Here is a 20273-nt window from a genome sequence, read left to right as displayed (position 1 = left end):
CGTGATCCGTTACGACGCCCTGGACTCGCTGCCCGTCCGTGCCGCCCTGCCCGCCCTGAGCGACGCCCTGAACGGGCACGGCACTGCCGTGCTTGTGGCGCCGCCCGGCACCGGCAAGACGACGCTGGTGCCGCTCGTGCTGGCGGGGCTGGTCGGCGGCGGTCCCGCGCGGCGGGTCGTGGTGGCCGAGCCGCGGCGGATCGCGGCGCGGGCGGCGGCCCGGCGGATGGCGTGGCTGCTGGGCGAGAAGCCCGGCGAGAGCGTCGGCCACACGGTGCGCGGCGAGCGGGTCGTGGGGCGGCACGCGCGCGTGGAGGTCGTGACGACCGGTGTGCTGTTGCAGCGGCTGCAACGGGATCCGGAGCTGGCCGGCGTCGACGTGGTGGTGCTCGACGAGTGCCATGAGCGGCATCTGGACGCCGACACGGTGGCCGCCTTCCTGTGGGACGTACGGCAGACGCTGCGGCCGGAGCTGCGGCTGGTGGCCGCGTCGGCGACCACGGACGCGCAGGGCTGGGCGCGGCTGCTCGGCGGTGCTCCGGTGGTCGAGGCCGAGGGAGTCGCGCATCCCGTGGACGTCGTCTGGGCGCCTCCTGTGCGTCCGGTACGGCCGCCGCACGGCATGTGGGTCGATCCGGCGCTGCTGGGCCATGTGGCGTCGGTGGTACGGCGGGCGCTGGCCGAGCGGGAGGGGGACGTGCTGTGTTTCCTGCCCGGGGTGGGCGAGATCGCGCGCGTGGCCGGGCAGCTGGGCGATCCGGGTGATGTCGAGGTGCTGCAGGTGCACGGGCGGGCGCCGGCCGCCGTACAGGACGCGGTGCTGGCGGCCGGGGCGCGGCGCCGGGTGGTGCTGGCCACGTCCGTGGCGGAGTCGTCGCTGACGGTGCCCGGGGTGCGGGTGGTGGTCGACTCGGGGCTGGCGCGGGAATCGCGTGTGGACCACGCGCGCGGACTGAGCGGGCTGGCGACGGTACGGGCGTCGCGGGCGGCCGGGCGGCAGCGGGCGGGCCGGGCCGGGCGTGAGGCGCCGGGTGTGGTGTACCGGTGCTGGACGGAGGCCGAGGACGTCCGGCTGCCGGCCTTTCCGGCGCCGGAGATCAAGGTGGCCGACCTGACCGCGTTCGCCCTTCAGGCGGCCTGCTGGGGCGATCCGGACGCGTCCGGACTGGCGCTGCTGGACGCACCGCCGGGTGGGGCGATGGCGGCCGCGCGCTCCGCGTTGGCAGCGGTGGGGGCGGTGGACTCCGTCGGGCGGGCCACGGAGGTTGGTCAGCGGTTGGGGCGGTTGGGGGTGCACCCTCGGCTGGGGCGGGCGCTGCTGGATACCTCCGGTGGGGGTGCCTCGGTTGTTGCCCTGCTTTCTGAAGAGGTGCCGCGGGATTACGGGGATGATCTTGCTGGTGCTTTGAGCCGTGCTCGGCGTGGGGGTGACGCCTACGGGGAGCGGTGGCGGAGCGAGGTTCGGCGGCTGCGGGCCGTCTCTGGGGAGTTTTCCCACCCGCCCACCCATGACCGTCAGTCACAGGTGGACGTTCAAGCAGAGCCACGCACCGCTGACGACAAGCTCACCGGGCTCGTTGCCGCTCTCGCCTTCCCCGAGCGTGTCGCCAAGCTCGACGGCGGGTCGTACCTCATGGCCTCCGGGACTCGGGCCGAGTTGTCCGAGGGGTCGGCGCTGCGTGGGGCGCCCTGGATCGTCGTCGCCGCCGCCGATCGGCCCGGTGGGAAGGGGCACGCGCGTGTGCGGCTGGCGGCGGGCGTGCACGAGGACGTGGCGCGAGCGGCGGCCGGGGCGCTGTTCGAGGAACGGGACGAGGTGCACTGGGGCGACGGGGATGTCGTGGCTCGGCGTGTCGAGCGACTGGGGGCCATCGAGTTGGCCGTACGGCCCCTGAGGGACGTCGGTCCCGGTCTCGTACGCGGTGCCCTTCTGGAAGGCCTACGGCAGGAGGGGTTCGGGCTGTTGCGGTGGTCCGCGGAGGCGGAGGTGCTGCGGCAGCGGCTGGCGTTCCTGCACAGCCACCTCGGCGCGCCGTGGCCGGACGTGTCGGACGAAGCCCTGCACGCGCGCGTGGACGAGTGGTTGGAGCCGGAGCTGAGCCGGGCCCGGAGGCGGGCCGATCTCGGGCGGATCGACGCCGGGCAGGCCCTCGCGCGGCTGCTGCCCTGGGCGAGCGGGGAGGCCGCCCGGCTGGAGGAGCTGGCGCCGGAACGGATCGCCGTACCCAGTGGGTCCAGAATCCGGATCGACTACGGGGACCCGGAGCGGCCCGTCCTCGCGGTGAAGCTGCAGGAGATGTTCGGGTTGCGGGAGACACCCGCCGTGGCGGGGGTGCCGCTGCTCGTCCATCTCCTCTCCCCCGCCGGACGGCCCGCCGCCGTCACGGCCGACCTCGCCTCCTTCTGGAAGGACGGCTACAAGGGTGTGCGCGCGGAGCTGCGGGGGCGCTATCCGAAGCATCCCTGGCCCGAGGACCCGGCGACCGCCGAGCCCACCCGGCACACCAACGCGCGGCTCAGGCGCTGACCGGTTCGGTTTCCGTCGCCTGTGTGTGTGCCGGGCCCTCGGGGCGGCGGCCGCGTGCCTCCAGGTAGAGGGCGAGCGCGAGGAGCAGGACGCCGAGGGTCAGGAAGCCCCAGGGCAGGTAGGAGGTCATCAGGAGGACCAGGGTGCGGTTGTGTTTGACGAGGGCGACGGTGTGTTCGATGTAGTCCTCGCGCATCTTCACGTCCCCGGCGAACGCCGTCACCTTGGCGCGGCCGCCGAGCAGGGTGCCGCCGCGCAGCTCCTCCTTGTGGAGCTCTTCGCCGTAGACGGGCGCTCCGGTGACCGGTTCGACCCAGAACTTCCGGACGGTGCTGTACCAGCGGGTGGTGCCGGTCTTCGCCACCGACTCGGGGGTGATGCCCTGGACCGGCATGGTCTTGGGCATGAGGACCTTGGTCCAGGGGATGGTCTGCTCGAAGTAGTAGACCTTCAGGCCGCGGAAGGTCTGGGTGCCCTTGTAGTGGATGGGGTTGGTGGTGCGGGTCTGCGCGTCGAAGTACTCGTAGTCGCGCTTCTGGGTCAGGAAGGGCCACTTGAACTCGATGCCGTCCCGCTTGACCGGGTCGCCGTCGACGGACTCGCCGGTGGCGTGGACGGGGTCCTGGCTGTGGGCATCGAAGATGTAGCGCTCCGGGATCCGGGAGATCATCTTGCCGTCGGGGCCCTGGAGGTAGGACAGCCCGTCCCAGACGACGACGGGTCGCCCCGCGCTCTTCTCGATCTTCTCGGCGGCCTCCACGTTGCCCTTGAGGGTCTGCACGATGGTCACCTTGGAGACCTTCTTCGCGCGCATGGTGCCGTAGTCGAGGAGGGTGGCGTCCTTGGCCTCCAGGACCATGTCCTGGTACTGGTTCGGCGGGATCCTGGCCAGGCGCGGGAAGGCGTACCAGCGCAGCAGCGGGGACAGCGCCGCGAAGAACACGGCGCAGCCGAGCAGGACCAGGCTTGCGTTGCGGCGCATTCCGGCCTCCCTCCGGGACGGGTGCTGCTACGGGTGCGCGGGCACCGTCGTCAGCAGCGGCTTGGGGGACGTCCGGCCCGTCGGCGCGCCCATGGCGGTCACCGCCAGGACCAGGGCGAGCGCGAGGGCGAGACCGGTGGCGGCGACGAGCAGGGCACGCATGCGGGCCTCCCGGCGGACGTTTCCTGATGGATCGTCAGGTGCGGCAGGCACCGTAGCAACGGGCGGCCGAGATGAGAACAGGTCGCGCACACGGACGAGGGCGCCCCCTCCGCCGTGGCGGAAGAGGCGCCCTGTTTTGCCCGGTGCCGGGTGTGTGCCGTCAGGAGCTCGCGGACGGGCTCGGCGAGGGCGAGGGGCTGGCCGAGGCGTCGGCCGCGGCGACCTTCAGTTCGACGGTGAGGGTCGCGCCGCCCGTGGTGGTGATGCGGAGCAGGAAGGTGCCGGTGGTGTCGTCCGCGTACAGCTTCGGCAGTGTGAGCAGGCCCTTGTCGTCCGTCTGGAGGTCGGTGAGGGTGCGTACGACCTTGCCGTCGGCGTCCTTGAAGTAGGGGCCCTTGTCGTTCTCGGTGGCGTCGTCGGCGGACTTGATCAGGGTGGCGGTGGCCGCGACCTGGTCGGCGACGGCGCCCTTGTACGTCGCCTTCACCTGGACCTGGTCGGCGAACTCGCCGCCCGGGGTGCAGGTCAGCGGGGTGTCGCTGGTGCGGGCGAGGGTGTCGGCGGCGCGCGCGGTGACGGTGGCCGTGTAGTCGACCCCCTTGACCTGGTGGCCGACGACAGCGGTGGTGATCTTGAAGGTGCCGGTCTTCTCGCCCGCCTGGAGCGCCGGTGCGAGCGCCACGCCCTTGGCGTCGGTGGCGATGGTGGCCACGGTCTCGCCGCCGACGAAGGTGGCGTCGGTGTCGCCGGTGATGGTGAACCGGATCCGGACCTTGCCGACGGCCGCCCCGGCCTTGGTCTCGGCACGGGTGCTGATCCGCTGGGCGAACGCGTCGCCCGCCATCGCGGTGAGCTTCGTGGTGCCGTTGCCCGCGTTCTCCAGGTGGTCCACGGTGTCGGAGGGGGTGGGCGGGGCCGGTGGCTTCGGCGGCTTCGGGTCGGGCGTGTCCTTGCCGTCGCCGGGCTTGCCCGGCTCCGGCTTGGTCTTCGGCGGGTCGGAGGGCTTCTTGGTGTGGTGCTTCGAGCCGTCGTCGCTGCGGTGGGAGGGCACGCCGCCGGTGCCGTCGGGCACGGAGTGGGTGCCCTTGCGGTAGTACTCCAGCCAGCTCAGGACCAGGTTCAGGTAGTCCTGCGAGTTGTTGTAGCTGAGGATCGCGCTGTGCAGGCCGGCCTGGGTGGACATGTCCCAGTCGTTGCGGCACAGGTAGTGGCCGGCGGCGAGCGCGGCGTCGTAGACGTTGTTGGGGTCCGCCTTGCCGTCGCCGTTGCCGTCGCGGCCGGCCCAGGCCCAGGTGGACGGGATGAACTGCATCGGGCCGACGGCCTGGTCGTACTGGCTGTTGCCGTCGTACTCGCCGTGGTCGGTGTCCTTGATGAGCGCGAAGCCGTTGCCGTCGAGCTGCGGGCCGAGGATCCGGCCCAGGGTGGTGCCGTTGGCGTCGACGCGGCCGCCGCGGGCATGGCCCGACTCGACCTTGCCGATGGCGGCCAGGAGTTGCCAGGGCAGGTTGCAGCCCGGCTTGGAGGTGCGCAGCTCGGCCTCGGCCTTCTTGTAGGCGTCGAGGACCGTCGCGGGGATACCGGCCTCGGCCGGGCCCCGGGAGACGGGGGTGCCGATGGTGGGCGACGGGCTGGGGTTGGGGCTGTTGAGCGGCGGCAGGTCCGTGTAGTACGGCGAGTTGCCGGTGGCGTTGGCGCTGCCGTCGGCGGCCGCCTCCGGGACCGGGGTGCTGGCGCCGGCCGTGGCCTGTCTGCCGTGGTCCTCGCCGGTGGCTCCCGGAGCCTGGGACGCGGACAGAGCCGCGACCGCTGCCGCGGCCACGGCGGTGGTCGCCGCTCCCTTGCGCAGCCGCCTGCCGATGTGCGCCGCCATAGAGTGAACCCCTCCCGTGGACGCCCCTGCGTCCGTCTCCGTCCGTGTGCCTCGCTCTGGTCTGACGGTTGACCCGGTGCTCTGGTTGCCCCTGTTCCGCCTTTCCATCCGCGCGACGTACGTTCGAACGTGCGCCCGGCACCGCGACCCAGGTGACCCTACGACACCTTCCTTTGCCCGGGCACCCGTTCGCGTCCGTTTTTCACCGGTTGGCCAACTTCCGTTGGTGTGGGGGGCGTCGGACGGTACTCACGCATACTGGACGGACATGATCACCGGTTCCGGTGCCGCGGCCGACGACCGTTCCAGGGGGCTCTGTTGCCGTTCACGCTCAGCCATGCGGCGGCCGTGCTGCCCGCCATCCGCCGGGACGGCGCGGGCCGGGGCCGGCTGGTGCCCTCGGTGCTCGTCGCGGGCTCCTTCGCGCCCGATCTGACCTACTACGCGGCAAGCGTCCTGCCGGGCGGAATGGAGTTCGGGTCGGTCACGCACTCCTTCGCGGGTGTGATCGGCGTGGACGTGCTCATCTCCTGGGCTTTGGTGGGGCTGTGGCTGCTCGTCCGGGAACCCCTGGTGGCTCTGCTGCCCCGGGGCCGGCAGGGGCGGCCGGCCGCTCTGCTGCGCTGCGGTGCGCCACGCGCGCGCGTGCGGGCCGTTTCCGTGCTGTGGTGGTACGTCTCCGCGGTGCTCGGCGCGCTGACGCATGTCGTGTGGGACGCGTTCACGCATCACGACCGGTGGGGGTCCCGGCTGATTCCGGCCCTCGGACGGAGCCTGGCGGGCATGCCGCTCTATTCATGGCTGCAGTACGGCACGTCCGCGGTGGCCGCCGTGGTGATCGCCGTGTTCCTGGTACGTGCGCTGCGGCGGGCGCCGGCCGGTGAGCCGCTGGGGGTGCCCGCCCTGTCCGTACGGGACTGGTGGTGGGCCGCCTGCGTACTCGGCGGCTGCGCCCTGACGGGAGCGGTGCAGCGGGCGACGCGGTGGTGGGAGTACTGGGGTGCGCACGCCAGCCCCTGGGACCTGGTGCCCACGCTGTGCTTCGGTGTGGGCGCCGGGCTGGTCCTGGGGGTGCTGGTGTACGCGGCCGGGGTCAGGGTGTGGCGCTCTGCCCCGGTTCCGGGCAGTCCCGCAGCGGCGGCCGGTGCCGCTCGGGACCGGTCGGCCGCTCGATGACGGGGGCCACGAACACGGTGAGGGTGCGTCTGGGCCGTGCCCTCGGGATCAGGGTGAGCAGCAGCGCGAGGTAGCCGCGGAGAAGGTCGGGCCAGGCGCGCCAGTCGGGGGCGTGGCGGGTGCGGGCGGCCAGTCGGCGCCGGAGGTCCACCGCGGCCCTGCGTACGGTCGTGGCCAGGTCGGCGGGGATGCGGGCGGTGCTTGCGTCGGCCGCGAGGGCCGGGACCGGCGAGGCGGGCGTGGCTCGGTCCGTGGCGGTGTCCGCCCGGGCCGGGGTGCCGCCCTGTGCCTCGGGCGTCCGGCGGTGGAGCATGCGTATACCCATGCTCGCAGTGTTGCGGTTGCGGGGCTCGGGGGGCGTTCTGGCGGGGGCCACGTGAGTGACGGGCCCTGCGGGGGTTCAGCCGGATTCGGGTGCGGGTGGGGCGGCAGCGGCGGGGGTCCGGTGGGTTCGGCACCGCCGGGATGCGCCGTGGGGGGGGATCGCCGTCGCGGCGGAGAACTTCTTCGCGCCGGCGGACGACCAGCAGCCGTGGCGGAGGCGAGGGGGAGTCGCCCGCCTCGGCACCCACGGGCACCCGCAGCGGCGGAGGGGCGTTGTCCTGCCCTTGGCCGAAAACGCCCCTCCGCCGCATCGCCGAAGGCTAGTGCGCCGCCGACTCCCAGTCCGGGCCCACGCCCACGGAGACGTCGAGCGGGGCCCTCAGGTGGACCGCGGCGGCCATCTCGCGGCGGACGATCTCCTCGGTGGCCTCGCGCTCGCCGGGGGCGATCTCCAGGACGATTTCGTCGTGGACCTGGAGGAGCATGCGGGACTTGAGGTCCGCCTCACGCAGGGCCCGGTCGACGTGGAGCATGGCGATCTTGACGATGTCCGCCGCCGTGCCCTGGATCGGCGCGTTGAGGGCCATGCGCTCGGCCGCCTCGCGGCGCTGGCGGTTGTCGCTGTTGAGGTCGGGGAGGTAGCGGCGGCGCCCGAAGAGCGTCGCCGTGTAGCCCGTCGCCCGGGCCTCGTCGACCGCCCGGCGCAGATAGTCCCGGACGCCGCCGAAGCGCTCGAAGTAGGCGTCCATCAGCGCACGGGCCTCGCCCGCGTCGATGTTCAGCTGCTGGGAGAGACCGAACGCGGAGAGGCCGTAGGCCAGGCCGTACGACATCGCCTTGATCTTGCGGCGCATCTCCGCGTCCACCGCGGTGGGCTCGACGCCGAACACCTGGGAGGCCGCCGTGGTGTGCAGGTCCTCGCCGGAGGTGAACGCCTCGATCAGGCCCTCGTCCTCGGAGAGGTGGGCCATCACGCGCAGCTCGATCTGGCTGTAGTCGGCGGTCATCAGGGACTCGAAGCCCTCGCCGACCACGAAGCCGCGGCGGATCGCCCGGCCCTCGTCGGTGCGGACCGGGATGTTCTGCAGGTTCGGGTCCGTGGAGGACAGCCGGCCGGTCGCGGCCACCGTCTGGTTGAAGGTGGTGTGGATACGGCCGTCGCCGGCGACGGTCTTGATCAGGCCCTCGACCGTGACGCGGAGCTTCGCCTGCTCGCGGTGCCGGAGCATGATCACCGGCAGTTCGTTGTCCGTCTGGGTAGCGAGCCAGGCGAGGGCGTCGGCGTCGGTGGTGTAGCCGGTCTTGGTCTTCTTCGTCTTAGGCAGGGCCAGCTCGCCGAAGAGGACCTCCTGGAGCTGCTTGGGCGAGCCCAGGTTGAACTCGTGCCCGGCGGCCGCGTGCGCCTCCTTCACGGCCTGCTGCACCGCGCCCGCGAACATCTGCTCCATCGCCTCGAGGTGTGCGCGGTCGGCGGCGATGCCGTGGCGCTCCATGCGGGCGAGCAGGACGGAGGTGGGCAGCTCCACGTCCCGCAGCAGGTCGGCGGCACCGACCTCCTGGAGGCGCTCCTCGAAGGCCTCGCCCAGGTCGAGGACGGCGCGGGCCTGGATCATCAGCGCCTCGGCCTCGGCGCCGTCGTCCGCCCCGAAGGCCAGCTGGCCGTCGGCCGCGGCGGCGGGGGCCAGCTCGCGGTGCAGGTACTCCAGGGACAGCGCGTCCAGGTCGAAGGAGCGGCGGCCCGGCTTGACCAGGTAGGCGGCGAGGGCGGTGTCCATGGCGACGCCCTCGACGCTCCAGCCGTGCTCGGCGAAGACGCGCATGGCGCCCTTGGCGTTGTGGAACACCTTGGGGCGGCCGGCGTCGGCCAGCCAGGCCGCGAACGCGTTCTCGTCGGTCTCGTCCAGCTCGGCGGGGTCGAACCAGGCGGCCGCGCCCTCGGCCGCGGCGAGAGCGACCTCGGCGACCGAGCCGGTGCCCAGGGCCCAGGTGTCGACGGTGGCGACACCGAGGGTCCCGGTGCCGTGCTCGGCCAGCCAGGGGGCCAGCTCGCCGGTGCCGAGGATCTTGCCGTCCAGCTCGACGCCCTCCGCCGCGACCGGGGTGGTCTCGGCCTCCTCGGCGCCCGGGTCGACGGCGAAGAGACGCTCCCGCAGGGACGGGTTGCGGATCTCCAGGGTGTCCAGGACCATCGCGACGGTCTTGCGGTCGTACGGAGCACGCTCCAGGTCGGTGACCGTCTTCGGCAGCTCGACCTGGCGCTCCAGCTCGGTGAGGCGACGGTTGAGCTTGACCGCCTCCAGGTGGTCGCGAAGGTTCTGCCCCGCCTTGCCCTTGACCTCCTCGACGCGCTCGACCAGCTCCGCGAACGAACCGAACTGGTTGATCCACTTCGCGGCGGTCTTCTCGCCGACACCGGGGATGCCGGGCAGGTTGTCGGACGGGTCGCCGCGCAGGGCGGCGAAGTCGGGGTACTGGGTGGGCGTCAACCCGTACTTCTCCAGAACCTTCTCCGGGGTGAAGCGAGTCAGCTCCGAGACACCCTTCGTCGGGTACAGCACGGTCGTGTTCTCGGTGACCAGCTGGAAGGAGTCGCGGTCGCCGGTGACGATCAGCACCTCGAAGCCCTCGGCCTCGGCCTGGGTGGCGAGGGTGGCGATGACGTCGTCGGCCTCGAAGCCCTCGACGGCGAAGCGCGGCGCGTGCATGGCGTCGAGCAGCTCGCCGATCAGCTCGACCTGGCCCTTGAACTCGTCGGGGGTCTTGGAGCGGTTCGCCTTGTACTCGGTGAACTGCTCGGAGCGCCACGTCTTGCGGGAGACGTCGAAGGCCACCGCGAAGTGCGTGGGGGCCTCGTCACGCAGGGTGTTGGCCAGCATCGACGCGAAGCCGTAGATCGCGTTCGTCGGCTGGCCCGTCGCGGTCGTGAAGTTCTCCGCGGGCAGCGCGAAGAACGCGCGGTAGGCCAGCGAGTGCCCGTCCATGAGCATCAGCCGGGGACGGGTACCGCCGGGGTTCTTGTCGGTCTTCTTCGATGCTGTCTCTGCCACGCCCCCGATCCTGCCACGCCCCACTGACAGTCCGGGCCGCGACGGGTTCGGCACCCCGCCTGGAACCCCACGGATCCGGGCAGGGCCGGGGCTCACGGCTGTCGGTGCCCCGTGCGAGGATCGGAGGCGTACTTCTCACACGTAGAGGCGTATTTCTCACACGCAGTCGAAGGGGACCGTGCGATGGCGACCAAGCCGCCCAAGGGTGATCCGGTTCAGGACGCGCCGCAGGTCGCGGAGCCGAAGCACGCGGCGGCGGGGCTGCCCGCCATCGGGCACACCCTGCGCATCGCCCAGCAGCAGATGGGTGTGAAGCGCACCGCGCTGACCCTGCTGCGGGTGAACCAGAAGGACGGCTTCGACTGCCCGGGCTGTGCCTGGCCGGAGCCTGACCACCGGCACAAGGCGGAGTTCTGCGAGAACGGTGCCAAGGCGGTCGCCGAGGAGGCCACCCTGCGCCGGGTCACCCCGGAGTTCTTCACCGCGCACTCCGTCGCCGACCTGGCCACCAGGAGCGGGTACTGGCTGGGGCAGCAGGGGCGGCTCACGCATCCCATGCATCTGCCCGAGGGCGGAGATCACTACGAGCCGGTCAGCTGGGAGCGTGCCTTCGACATCATCGCGGAGGAGATCTCCGCCCTCGGCTCCCCCGACGAGGCCGTCTTCTACACCTCGGGCCGGACCAGCAACGAGGCCGCGTTCCTGTACCAGCTCTTCGCGCGCGAGCTGGGCACCAACAACCTGCCCGACTGCTCGAACATGTGCCACGAGTCGTCCGGCTCGGCGCTCTCCGAGACGATCGGCATCGGCAAGGGCAGCGTCCTGCTGGAGGACCTCTACCGGGCCGACCTGATCATCGTCGCGGGCCAGAACCCGGGGACGAACCATCCGCGCATGCTCTCCGCGCTGGAGAAGGCCAAGGCGAACGGCGCGAAGATCATCAGCGTCAACCCGCTGCCCGAGGCCGGCCTGGAGCGGTTCAAGAACCCGCAGACCCCGCAGGGCATGCTCAGGGGCGCCGCCCTCACCGATCTGTTCCTGCAGATCCGTATCGGCGGCGACCAGGCCCTGTTCCGTCTCCTCAACAAGCTGATCCTGGAGACGAACGGCGCGGTCGACGAGGAGTTCGTGCGCGAGCACACACACGGGTACGAGGAGTTCGCCGAGGCCGCGCGTGCCGCCGACTGGGACGAGACGCTCAGCGCGACCGGCCTGTCCCGGGAGGAGATCGAGGAAGCCCTCGGCATGGTCCTCGCCTCCGAGCGCACCATCGTCTGCTGGGCCATGGGCCTGACCCAGCACAAGCACGCCGTCCCGACCATCCGCGAAGTGGTCAACTTCCTGCTCCTGCGCGGCAACATCGGCCGCCCCGGCGCGGGCGTGTGCCCGGTGCGCGGCCACTCCAACGTGCAGGGCGACCGCACGATGGGCATCTTCGAGCGGCCCGCCCCGGCCTTCCTGGACGCGCTGGAGAAGGAGTTCGGGTTCGCTCCCCCGCGCGAGCACGGCTTCGACGTCGTACAGGCCATCCGCGCGCTGCGGGACGGCGAGGCGAAGGTGTTCTTCGCCATGGGCGGCAACTTCGTCTCCGCCTCCCCCGACACCGAGGTCACCGAGGCGGCCATGCGGCGCGCGCGGCTGACCGTGCACGTGTCGACCAAGCTCAACCGCTCGCATGTCGTCACGGGCGCGCGTGCACTGATCCTGCCGACGCTGGGCCGCACCGAGCGTGATCTGCAGGGCAGCGGCGAGCAGTTCGTCACCGTCGAGGACTCCATGGGCATGGTGCACGCCTCGCGCGGGCGGCTCGCGCCGGCGAGCCGGCAGCTGCTGTCCGAGCCGGCGATCGTGTGCCGCATGGCGCGCCGGGTGCTCGGCGCGGACAGCAAGGCGCCGTGGGAGGAGTTCGAGAAGGACTACGCGACGATCCGCGACCGCATCGCGCGCGTGATCCCCGGTTTCGAGGACTTCAACGCGCGCGTGGCCCGTCCCGGCGGCTTCACGCTGCCGCACGCGCCGCGCGACGAGCGCCGCTTCCCGACCGCGACCGGCAAGGCGAACTTCACGGCGGCGCCGGTGGAGTACCCGGAGCTGCCCGAGGGCCGGCTGCTGCTGCAGACGCTGCGCTCGCACGACCAGTACAACACCACGATCTACGGCCTGGACGACCGCTACCGGGGCATCACGGCCGGCCGCCGGGTGGTGCTGGTGAACCCGGAGGACGCGCGGACCCTGGGGGTCGCCGACGGGTCGTACGTGGACCTGGTGAGCGAGTGGAAGGACGGCGTGGAGCGGCGGGCCCCCGGCTTCCGGGTCGTGCACTATCCGACGGCCCGGGGCTGCGCGGCGGCGTACTACCCGGAGACCAACGTGCTCGTGCCGCTGGACGCCACCGCCGACACGAGCAACACCCCGGCCAGCAAGTCCGTCGTGGTCCGCCTGGAGGCGGCGCCGGAGGGCCGCCCGGAGACCCGTCCGGAAGCCCGTCTGGAACAATCGGCCACCGACTGAGCGTTTGCTCAGCCAGAGACAGGTGTACGACGAACGGAGCCGGGCCCATGGGTGAGCAGCAGCAGGTGAAATTCCCGCAGGAAGTCATCGACGAGTACGCGGCGCTCGGTGTCGACCTGCCCGCGCTGTTCTCGGCAGGCCACCTCGGGACGCGGATGGGCGTGCAGATCCTGGAGGCGTCGGCGGAGCGGGTCGTCGGCACGATGCCGGTGGAGGGCAACACCCAGCCGTACGGGCTGCTGCACGGAGGCGCGTCCGCGGTGCTCGCGGAGACCCTGGGCTCGGTCGGCTCCATGCTGCACGGCGGCAGCTCGAAGATCGCGGTCGGCGTGGACCTGAACTGCACGCACCACCGCGGGGTCCGCTCGGGCCTGGTGACCGGTGTGGCCACGCCGGTGCACCGGGGGCGGTCGACGGCGACGTACGAGATCGTGATCAGTGACGAGGAGGGCCGCCGGGTGTGCAGCGCGCGGCTGACCTGTCTGCTGCGTGACCTCAAGCCGGAGGACGGCGCCCAGGCTGTCAAGGGCTGATCCCGGCCGCCGAGCGGCCGGCGCCGGGCCGTTGCCCCGCGCCGCCCCTCCCCTTAGCTTCGGCACATGGGACCGCAGCTTCGGCACAGGGGACCGCGAGGAGCCCACTGGCCGGGAGCCACGGGGCTGGGACTCGGACTGGCACTTGTGGCTGCCGTACTGACGGGTGGGTGCGCCGGATCGGGCGCACCCGCTCGCACCCCGCACAGCGGCACGGCCTCCGCGTCACCGGCCTCCGAAGCGGAGCTGTGCGCCAGGATCGTCGCGCACTGGTCGCGCAAAGTGCTCGACAGCGGCACCTACGGCGACTACCAGTCCATGGGGCTGTCCAACGGGCAGTATGAGATCCTGCGGACCGTCGTGGACACGGCGCGGGCGGCCGAGCGGCGCCAAGGGGCCGCTGCGGCCGACGAGTTGATCGACCGTCAGTCCCGCAGTGCCTGCGCCGAGCGGTACCGGCACGGAACGCCGAGCGGAGGTCCGTGGCAATGAGCGGCATCGGCCCCCTGGAGCCCGGCGAGGGCACGCGCGCGTGGGACACCGCACAGGAGGCACCCCTCGGCCGAAGACGCGCGCCGCTCGCGGCCCTGTACGCCCGCCACCGCCGCGCCGTCCTGGCTCTCGCCGCCACCGCGGCCGTACTCGCGGGCGGCGGCTATCTCTACGCGACCCGCCCGCAGCAACCGCCACCGCCCGAAGTGCCGTACCCCGCACAGGTGGTGGCGATGTCGTACCTGCGCGACCGGGCCACCCCGCCCGGCGCGCCGGCCCGCAGCTTCAGCTTCGAGGTACTGATGCGCGTGGAGTCGGGACCGGCGGTCACCGTGACCCGGGTGACCCAGCCGTACGCCGGCCTCTCGGCGGCCGCGGCGCCACACGTCCCCTTCCGGACAAAAGCAGGCGCTCCCCGCAAGATCACCATAACCATGCACGTGACGGAATGCGGAAAGGTTCCGAAGGACGCCGGGATGCCTTTCCTCGAAGTAACTCTACGTAATACGCGCGCAATACAGATTCAGAGTTTCATCCTCGGCCCCCACTACGCACAGCACCTCTCACGCGCCCTGAAAGTCGCCTGCAGCAACAGTGGTACGTAATCACCAAAACCCCTGAGACGCCTGAACGGATCATGGTGAGTCCTGCGGGTTCTCACAATGCGGACAGGGCGAATCGGCCTGAATTCCGGCGTTCTCCCCACGGCGTACCGCTCTGCATTACCTCGTGTCATAACAAGAGCGTCACAGCATCGGTCAGACCCTCCTCCACGTTCCCCACACACGCCTAGAGTCACGGCCAGTCACCGCGCAGTCGGATTCTCACTTCGGCCAGGCGCGCGCGGCTCGACCGTTTCCACGGGGATGCGGTTGTCGATCGGAAAGGACTGATCGTGCGTCAACGTTCGCTCATCGCCATCACCGCCGCCCTGGCGGCGGGTGCACTCACCCTCACCGCCTGCGGCTCGCGCGACAGCGGCGACAAGGGTTCGGACTCCGGCAACGGTGGCACGACCGTCACCATCGGCGTCGACGCCCCGCTGACCGGCGACCTGTCCGCCCTGGGCCTGGGCATCCGGAACTCCGTGGACCTCGCGGCCAAGCAGGCCAACAAGAAGAACTACGTCAAGGGCATCACCTTCAAGGTCGAGTCCCTCGACGACCAGGCCCAGCCCTCCTCGGGCCAGACGAACGCCACCAAGTTCGTCGGCGAGCCGGGCGTCCTCGGCGTGGTCGGTCCGCTGAACTCCTCCGTCGCCCAGTCGATGCAGAAGGTCTTCGACGACGCGAAGCTGGTCGAGGTCTCCCCGGCCAACACCAGCCCGGACCTGACCCAGGGTCCCAACTGGCGGACCTCGAAGTCGCGTACGTACAAGTCGTACTTCCGCACCGCGACCACGGACGCCATCCAGGGCCCGTTCGCCGCCCAGTACGTCTACAACAAGGCCAAGAAGACCAAGGCCTTCGTCATCGACGACAAGAAGACCTACGGCGCCGGCCTCGCCGGGACGTTCACCGACGAGTTCAAGAAGCTCGGCGGCAAGATCGTCGGCACCGAGCACATCAACCCCGACACCAAGGACTTCTCCGCGGTCGCCACCAAGGTGAAGAACTCCGGTGCCCAGGTGGTCTACTACGGCGGCGAGTACCCGCAGGCCGGCCCGCTCAGCAAGCAGATCAAGGCCGCCGGCGCCAAGATCCCGCTGGTCGGCGGTGACGGCATCTACGCCGACGACTTCATCAAGCTGGCCGGCGCCTCGGGCACCGGCGACCTCGCCACCTCGGTCGGTGCGCCGGTCGAGACCCTCCCCTCCGCCAAGGAGTTCGTCGACAACTACAAGGCGGCGGGCTACAAGGAGGCGTACGCGGCGTACGGCGGTTACTCCTACGACTCGGCCTGGTCGATCATCGAGGCCGTGAAGAAGGTCGTGGACGACAACGGCGGCAAGCTGCCGTCCGACGCCCGCGCGAAGATCACCGCCGCGATGCAGAACGTCTCCTTCGACGGTGTGACCGGCAAGGTCTCCTTCGACGAGTACGGTGACGCGACCAACAAGCAGCTCACCGTCTACTCCGTCACGGGCGGTGCCTGGAAGGCCGTGGAGTCCGGCACCTACAACGGCAGCTGACCCACACCCGCACCACGAGCCGCGCGGGGCGCTGTTCCACAGGCGCCCCGCGCGGACTCGCATCCGGCCACATCCGTCGAACTTTCCGAACGCTCGGAGGACATGCGGTGAACGAACTGCCGCAGCAGCTGGTCAACGGCCTGCTACTTGGATCCATGTACGGGCTGGTCGCCATCGGCTACACAATGGTCTATGGCATTGTCCAGCTCATCAACTTCGCCCACGGCGAGATCTTCATGACCGGAGCGTTCGGCGCGCTCACGGTCTACGCATACATACTTCCCGACGGCACCTCGATGTGGGTGGCCCTGCCGCTCATGCTCGTCGGCGCCATCCTCGTCGCCACCACCGTCGCCGTCGGAGCGGAACGGTTCGCCTACCGGCCCCTGCGCAGCGCCCCGCGCCTCGCTCCCCTCATCACCGCCATCGGCCTCTCCCTGGCCCTGCAGCAGGCGGTGTGGGCCTGGTACCCGGGCGCCAAGTCCGCCCGCACCTTCCCGAGCATCCCCGGTGGCCCCTTCGAGATCGGCAACGTCACGATCCAGACCGGTGACATCTTCCTGGTCTGCGCGGCGCCGCTCAGCATGGCGTTCCTCGCCTACTTCGTGATGCGCACCCGTACCGGGCGCGGCATGCAGGCCACCGCCCAGGACCCGGACACCGCGAAGCTGATGGGCATCAACACCGACCGCATCATCGTGGTCGCGTTCGCCCTCGGTGCCACCTTCGCCGCCGTCGGATCCGTGGCCTACGGCCTCAAGTACGGCCAGATCGACTTCCGCATGGGCTTCATCCTCGGCCTGAAGGCCTTCACCGCGGCCGTCCTCGGCGGCATCGGCAACATCTACGGCGCCATGCTCGGCGGCCTCGTCCTCGGTGTCGCCGAGGCCCTGTCCACCGCCTACATCTCCGACATCCCCGGCATGGACAAGTTCGGCAGCCAGTCCTGGGCAGACGTCTGGGCGTTCGTACTCCTCATCCTCGTTCTGCTGTTCAGGCCACAGGGTCTGCTCGGCGAGCGCGTCGCGGACAGGGCGTGACACCGATGACCACACAGACCACCGCATCCGAGACCCCGAGCGCTCCCACGGCCGCCCCGTCCGGCCTGATCGGCCTGCCCGCCCCGCTCGGACGGGCCCTCGCCACCGGCGGCGGCGTCCTGACGATCGTCTCCACCTTCCTCGCCTGGACCTGGACCGCCGCGTTCCCCGGCGACCTCACCGTCTACGGCTACCCGGGCGGCCTTCAGGTCCTCGTCCTGATCGGCGGCATCCTCACCACCGTCCTCGGCCTCGCCTCCTACGGCGTCAAGGGCCTGAAGTGGCTGACCCCGGGCAGCGCCGACAGCGCCCTGAAGCTGTCCGCGCTGGGCACGTTCGCCACCGCCTGGTACACGGTCATCGCCATCAGCGCCAAGCTGGGCGGCCTGGTCAACCTGGAGGCCGGCGGCTTCATCGTGGCCGTCGCCACGCTGGCGGCCCTGGTCGGCGCGCTGGCTCTGCCCTACGAGCGGCCGGCCCCGGAACCCGCCGACCCGGACGACACCGGCCTTGAGGCGCTCCGTCACCAGGCCCGCCAGAACTGGAACAACTTCAAGGCGGCCTTCGCCTCCAAGACCCCGGCCCCGGCCCCGAAGCTGCCCACCTACGCCGAGCTCCTCGTCATCATCGCGGCGATGGCGGTCGGTCTGATCGTCTTCACCTACGGCATCGGCACCGAGTACGACCAGCTGTTCATCGGCTTCCTCCTCACCGCCGGCTTCGGCTTCGGCGCCCTCGCCAAGGCCGGGCTCGTGGCCCGGGTCTCGGCGATCACCGCCCGGCACCGCAACATCACCATGACCGGTGCCTTCGTCGCGGCGGCCGCCTTCCCCTTCACCCAGTCCAACGACCAGTACGCGACGATCGGCGTCTACATCCTGATCTTCGCCACCGTCGCGCTCGGCCTGAACATCGTCGTCGGCCTCGCCGGCCTCCTCGACCTCGGTTACGTCGCCTTCCTCGGTGTCGGCGCCTACACCGCGGCCCTGGTCTCCGGCTCGCCGTCCTCGCCGCTGCACGTCAACTGGCCGTTCTGGGCCTCGGCGTTGACCGGCGCGGCCGTCGCCATGGTGTTCGGTGTCCTCATCGGTGCCCCGACCCTGCGCCTGCGCGGCGACTACCTCGCCATCGTGACGCTCGGCTTCGGTGAGATCTTCCGCATCACCGTCCTCAACATGGACGGCACCTCGGGCCCGGACGTCACCAACGGCTCCAACGGCATCTCCTCGATCCCGAACCTGAACATCCTCGGCTTCGACTTCGGCCAGGAGCACCAGTTCCTCGGCGCCACCATCGGCCGGTTCGCGAACTACTTCCTGCTGATGCTGCTCATCACGCTCATCGTCGTCGTGGTGTTCCGGCGCAGCAGCGACTCCCGCATCGGCCGCGCCTGGATCGCCATCCGCGAGGACGAGACCGCCGCGCTCGCCATGGGCATCAACGGCTTCCGGGTCAAGCTCATCGCGTTCGCCCTGGGTGCCTGCATGGCCGGCCTCGCCGGCTCCGTCCAGGCCCACGTCACCTACACGGTGACCCCGGAGCAGTACCAGTTCGCCCACGTGGTGCCGCCCAACTCGGCCTTCCTGCTGGCCGCGGTGGTCCTCGGCGGCATGGGCACCATCTCCGGTCCGCTGGTCGGCGCGGCGCTGCTGTACCTGATCCCGGCCAAGCTCCAGTTCCTGGGCGACTACCAGCTCTTCGCCTTCGGCTGTGCGCTCGTCCTGCTGATGCGCTTCCGCCCCGAGGGCCTCATCCCCAACCGGCGCCGCCAGCTCGAATTCCACGAAGAAGCCGAAGCGCCCGCCGTCCTCAGCAAGGCAGGGGCGTGACCACCATGACCACCGACACCACCACCCAGGACGCCGTCCCCGGCGCTTCCGCACCCGGCGAGGTCGTGCTCGACGCCCGCGGCGTCACGATGCGCTTCGGCGGTCTGACGGCCGTGCGCAATGTCGACCTCACCGTCAACAGCGGCGAGATCGTCGGTCTGATCGGCCCCAACGGCGCCGGCAAGACCACGTTCTTCAACTGCCTCACCGGCCTGTACATCCCCACCGAGGGCGAGGTCCGCTACAAGGGCCAGGTCCTGCCGCCGAAGTCCTTCAAGGTCACGGCGGCGGGCATCGCCCGCACCTTCCAGAACATCCGTCTGTTCGCCAACATGACGGTCCTGGAGAACGTGCTCGTCGGCCGGCACACCCGCACCAAGGAGGGCCTGTGGTCCGCGCTGCTGCGCGGCCCCGGCTTCCACAAGGCCGAGGCGGCCTCCCGCGCCCGCGCCATGGAACTCCTGGAGTTCGTGGGCCTGGAGGCGAAGGCCGAGCACCTCGCCCGCAACCTGCCCTACGGCGAGCAGCGCAAGCTGGAGATCGCCCGGGCGCTGGCCAGTGAGCCCGGCCTGCTGCTCCTGGACGAGCCGACGGCCGGTATGAACCCGCAGGAGACCCGGGCCACCGAGGAACTGGTCTTCGCCATCCGGGACAAGGGCATCGCCGTCCTCGTCATCGAGCACGACATGCGCTTCATCTTCAACCTCTGCGACCGCGTCGCCGTCCTGGTACAGGGCGAGAAGCTCGTCGAGGGCGACAGCGCGACCGTGCAGGGCGACGAGCGGGTCGTCGCCGCGTACCTCGGCGAACCCTTCGAGAACGCTCCCGGCGACGAGGAGGTCGCCGAGGTCGAGGCGGCCGAGGCGCACGCCGAGGCCACGACGGACGCCGCGCCCGGCAAGGAGAACGACCGATGACCGCACTGCTCGAAGTAGAGGACCTGCGGGTCGCCTACGGCAAGATCGAGGCCGTCAAGGGCATCTCCTTCAAGGTCGAGGCCGGCGAGGTGGTCACCCTCATCGGCACCAACGGCGCCGGTAAGACCACCACCCTGCGCACGCTCTCCGGCCTGCTCAAGCCGGTCGGCGGGCAGATCAGGTTCAACGGCAAGTCGCTGAAGAAGGTCCCGGCCCACCAGGTGGTCTCGCTGGGCCTCGCCCACTCCCCCGAGGGGCGGCACATCTTCCCGCGCATGACCATCGAGGACAACCTGCGCCTCGGTGCGTTCCTGCGCAGCGACAAGCCGGGCATCGAGAAGGACATCCAGCGCGCCTACGACCTCTTCCCCATCCTCGGGGAGCGCAGGAAGCAGGCCGCCGGCACCCTCTCGGGCGGTGAGCAGCAGATGCTGGCGATGGGCCGCGCCCTGATGTCCCAGCCGAAGCTGCTGATGCTGGACGAGCCGTCCATGGGTCTGTCGCCGATCATGATGCAGAAGATCATGGCGACGATCGCCGAGCTGAAGTCCCAGGGCACGACGATCCTGCTGGTCGAGCAGAACGCCCAGGCGGCGCTCTCGCTCGCCGACCAGGGCCATGTCATGGAGGTCGGCAACATCGTCCTGTCCGGCTCAGGCCAGGACCTGCTGCACGACGAGTCCGTGCGCAAGGCGTACCTCGGCGAGGACTGACCGCCGAGGCAGACGA

At 71.0% G+C, this 20273-nt stretch carries 16 protein-coding genes; 11 read left to right on the top strand and 5 right to left on the bottom strand.

Annotation, left to right across the window (positions count from 1 at the left end; all coding sequences use genetic code 11):
* Window position 1: 1 nt before the first annotated feature.
* On the top strand, window positions 2–2527 hold the full coding sequence (hrpB, locus tag BEK98_RS32445) for an ATP-dependent helicase HrpB (protein WP_094220319.1): 2526 nt from the start codon (window positions 2–4) through the stop codon (window positions 2525–2527).
* On the opposite strand, the gene pgfA is transcribed toward hrpB, so the two are convergent.
* The 3 genes from pgfA to BEK98_RS32435 all read right to left on the bottom strand — a co-directional run bounded on the left by pgfA (window position 2517) and on the right by BEK98_RS32435 (window position 5544).
* Window positions 2517–3509 carry a cell envelope lipid trafficking protein PgfA gene (pgfA, locus tag BEK98_RS32440; RefSeq protein ID WP_094220292.1) on the bottom strand — a complete coding sequence of 331 codons (993 nt, stop codon included), beginning with the start codon at window positions 3507–3509 and terminating at the stop codon, window positions 2517–2519. The two genes, hrpB and pgfA, sit on opposite strands and share 11 nt — an antisense overlap.
* Before the next feature lie 27 nt (window positions 3510–3536).
* Window positions 3537–3671, bottom strand: a complete 135-nt coding sequence (locus tag BEK98_RS48090) for an SPW_0924 family protein (protein ID WP_107428305.1) — start codon at window positions 3669–3671, stop codon at window positions 3537–3539.
* 160 nt (window positions 3672–3831) lie between these two features.
* Complete coding sequence (locus tag BEK98_RS32435; RefSeq protein ID WP_094220291.1) at window positions 3832–5544, bottom strand: lytic transglycosylase domain-containing protein; 1713 nt, start codon at window positions 5542–5544, stop codon at window positions 3832–3834.
* Between the two features lie 318 nt (window positions 5545–5862).
* On the opposite strand from BEK98_RS32435, the gene BEK98_RS32430 reads away from it, so the two are divergent.
* Entirely contained in the window at window positions 5863–6720 is an 858-nt protein-coding gene (locus BEK98_RS32430) for a DUF4184 family protein (protein WP_094220290.1), read from the top strand.
* Here BEK98_RS32430 and BEK98_RS32425 read toward each other — a convergent pair.
* Both BEK98_RS32425 and polA read right to left on the bottom strand, forming a co-directional pair.
* A complete protein-coding gene (locus tag BEK98_RS32425) occupies window positions 6638–7045 on the bottom strand; it encodes a hypothetical protein (protein WP_208643298.1) in 408 nt (135 codons plus the stop codon). The two genes, BEK98_RS32430 and BEK98_RS32425, sit on opposite strands and share 83 nt — an antisense overlap.
* 319 nt (window positions 7046–7364) lie before the next feature.
* The gene (gene polA, locus BEK98_RS32420; RefSeq protein ID WP_094220289.1) at window positions 7365–10091 is read right to left on the bottom strand and encodes a DNA polymerase I; all 2727 of its coding nucleotides are present in this window, start codon (window positions 10089–10091) and stop codon (window positions 7365–7367) included.
* A gap of 183 nt (window positions 10092–10274) precedes the next feature.
* Between polA and BEK98_RS32415 the strand changes: the two genes are divergently transcribed.
* The 9 genes from BEK98_RS32415 (at window position 10275) to BEK98_RS32375 (ending at window position 20257) form a co-directional block, all read left to right on the top strand.
* Window positions 10275–12602 carry an FdhF/YdeP family oxidoreductase gene (locus tag BEK98_RS32415; protein WP_244202088.1) on the top strand — a complete coding sequence of 776 codons (2328 nt, stop codon included), beginning with the start codon at window positions 10275–10277 and terminating at the stop codon, window positions 12600–12602.
* Window positions 12603–12649: 47 nt separating this feature from the next.
* On the top strand, window positions 12650–13135 hold the full coding sequence (locus BEK98_RS32410; protein ID WP_094220288.1) for a hotdog fold thioesterase: 486 nt from the start codon (window positions 12650–12652) through the stop codon (window positions 13133–13135).
* A 147-nt stretch (window positions 13136–13282) separates the two neighbouring features.
* Window positions 13283–13627, top strand: a complete 345-nt coding sequence (locus tag BEK98_RS32405) for a hypothetical protein (protein ID WP_341869007.1) — start codon at window positions 13283–13285, stop codon at window positions 13625–13627.
* Entirely contained in the window at window positions 13624–14232 is a 609-nt protein-coding gene (locus BEK98_RS32400) for a Tat pathway signal sequence domain protein (RefSeq protein ID WP_094220287.1), read from the top strand. The genes BEK98_RS32405 and BEK98_RS32400 overlap by 4 nt, the downstream gene beginning before the upstream one ends.
* 290 nt (window positions 14233–14522) lie before the next feature.
* Window positions 14523–15758, top strand: coding sequence for a branched-chain amino acid ABC transporter substrate-binding protein (locus BEK98_RS32395; RefSeq protein ID WP_094220286.1), 1236 nt, complete (start codon window positions 14523–14525; stop codon window positions 15756–15758).
* A 107-nt stretch (window positions 15759–15865) separates the two neighbouring features.
* The gene (locus BEK98_RS32390; protein WP_094220285.1) at window positions 15866–16798 is read left to right on the top strand and encodes a branched-chain amino acid ABC transporter permease; all 933 of its coding nucleotides are present in this window, start codon (window positions 15866–15868) and stop codon (window positions 16796–16798) included.
* A gap of 5 nt (window positions 16799–16803) precedes the next feature.
* Window positions 16804–18627: a branched-chain amino acid ABC transporter permease gene (locus tag BEK98_RS32385; protein ID WP_094220284.1), complete on the top strand. Its 1824-nt coding sequence runs from the start codon at window positions 16804–16806 to the stop codon at window positions 18625–18627.
* Between the two features lie 5 nt (window positions 18628–18632).
* On the top strand, window positions 18633–19544 hold the full coding sequence (locus BEK98_RS32380; protein WP_094220316.1) for an ABC transporter ATP-binding protein: 912 nt from the start codon (window positions 18633–18635) through the stop codon (window positions 19542–19544).
* Window positions 19541–20257, top strand: a complete 717-nt coding sequence (locus BEK98_RS32375) for an ABC transporter ATP-binding protein (RefSeq protein WP_094220283.1) — start codon at window positions 19541–19543, stop codon at window positions 20255–20257. The genes BEK98_RS32380 and BEK98_RS32375 overlap by 4 nt, the downstream gene beginning before the upstream one ends.
* Window positions 20258–20273: the final 16 nt, after the last annotated feature.

Source organism: Streptomyces diastatochromogenes, from assembly GCF_002242805.1.
Lineage (GTDB): Bacteria > Actinomycetota > Actinomycetes > Streptomycetales > Streptomycetaceae > Streptomyces > Streptomyces diastatochromogenes.
The sequence above is the reverse complement of the archived record's forward strand: the minus strand, read 5'-3'. Positions and strand labels throughout refer to the sequence as shown.